2 protein-coding genes are annotated in these 1,638 nt (G+C 71.8%); both read left to right on the top strand.

Annotated features, from left to right (window positions below; translation table 11 throughout):
• On the top strand, positions 1 to 573 hold a 573-nt coding region (locus WA805_RS30130), incomplete at its 5' end, for an ATP-binding cassette domain-containing protein (RefSeq protein WP_425244018.1).
• Complete coding sequence (locus WA805_RS30125; protein ID WP_425244017.1) at positions 570 to 1,619, top strand: hypothetical protein; 1,050 nt, start codon at positions 570 to 572, stop codon at positions 1,617 to 1,619. The genes WA805_RS30130 and WA805_RS30125, both read left to right, overlap by 4 nt.
• Positions 1,620 to 1,638 lie beyond the last annotated feature (19 nt).

Here is a 1,638-nt window from a genome sequence, read left to right as displayed (position 1 = left end):
ACCGCGGGCACGCTCACCGTGCTCGGCGGCGAGCCGCCGGGCTCCCCAGGCGCGCTCGACCACATCGCCTTCGTCGCCCAGGACGCGCCGCTGTACCGGACCCTGCCGGTCAGGGACATGCTGCACGTGGCGCGCAACCTGAACCGCCGCTGGGACCAGCGGCGCGCCGAGGACCGCCTTGGGCAGCTCGAGATTCCGCTCAGCCAGAAGGTCGGCGAGCTGTCCGGCGGCCAGAAGGCCCAGCTCGCGCTGACGATCGCGCTGGCCCGCCGCCCCGCGCTGCTGGTGCTCGACGAGCCGCTGGCCGCGCTCGACCCGGTGGCCAGAGAGGACTTCCTCGCCTCCGTCGTCGCCGCGGCCGAAGAGGACGGGATCTCCGTGGTGCTGTCCTCGCACGTGCTGGCCGACCTGGAACGGGTCGCCAGCTACCTGATCGTGCTGACCCAGGGTCAGGTGCGGGTCTCCGGGCCGGTGCGGGACCTGCTCGCCACGCACGGGGCCGGGCTCGAGGAAATAGCTCTCCGTCATCTCCGGGCCGGGGTCCCCTCGTCCAGAACGGAGGCGGGTCAATGACAACGCGAACCCTTGCTCCCGGCGCGGGGGCGGCCATCGGGCGGCGTCCCGTCCCGTGGTCCAGACTCGCCTGGGTGACGCTGCGGCAGCGCCGCGGCCTGCTCATCGGCGGCGGTGCGCTGCTCGGGGTGTTCGCCGTCTACATGGTGGTCATGGCGGTCATCCAGCACAACGCCTACGCCGTGGTGGCCGCCTGTCATCCGGCCGCCGCCCTCAAGTGCCAGCAGCTGAACAACTCGTTCTACCGCAGCTACTGGGGCGGCGGCGCCGGGCCGGTGATCGCCGGCGGCGGCGCGCAGACTGTCTCCAGCCTGCTGTTCGCCATCCCGGTGCTGCTCGGCGCCTTCGCCGGGGCGCCGCTGCTGGCGCGGGAACTGGAAAGCGGCACCTTCCGATTCGCGTGGACGCAAGGCGCCGCCCGGACCCGGTGGGCGCTCAGCACACTCGTGCTGCCCGCCCTGCTTCTGGTCGCGGCGACCGGAGCGTTCACCGGGATCTTCTACTGGTACTTCTGGCCGTTCCTCGCCGACAACCAGGTCAGCGAGATGCTGCCGCTCGCCTTCGCGCTGCTCGGGGTGGCGTTCGCCGCGTGGACGCTGCTGGCCTACTCGCTGGCTGCGTTCCTCGGCACCCTGTTCCGCCGGACGCTGCCGGCCATGGCCGTCACGCTCGTCGGCTACGTCGTGCTCGCGATGGCGACCGCGCTCGCGATCAGGCCGCACTACGCCACTCCGGTGACCGTTCGGGGCTGGAACAACACCTCTGCCTGGATCATGAGCCAGTGGGTCAAGGCGCCGGACGGACAGGTGCTGAGCCAGTCGGCCGTCAACAGCCTGTCTCAGCACGCGCCCCCCAGCGTGCAGAACTCCTCCAGCCCGGACGCGTTCACCACCTGGCTGACCCAGCACGGCTACACGCTGTGGCAGTCCGTGCAGCCGGACTCGCGGTTCTGGCAGTTTCAGCTGACCGAGGGCGCGTGGCTGCTCGTGGTCAGCAGCCTGCTCATCGCCGCCACGGTGTGGCTGGTCCGGCGGCGCGGCGCGTGACGGGCCGTCGCCCTGGCCT

Origin of the sequence: Trebonia sp. (assembly GCF_049794275.1) — a bacterium.
Classification (GTDB): Bacteria; Actinomycetota; Actinomycetes; order Streptosporangiales; family Streptosporangiaceae; genus Trebonia.
The sequence above is the reverse complement of the archived record's forward strand: the minus strand, read 5'-3'. Positions and strand labels throughout refer to the sequence as shown.

Bases quoted from the DNA above. Each gene is read 5' to 3' on its own strand.
- WA805_RS30125 (WP_425244017.1), top strand. From the start codon at position 570: ATGACAACGCGAACCCTTGCTCCCGGCGCGGGGGCGGCCATCGGGCGG.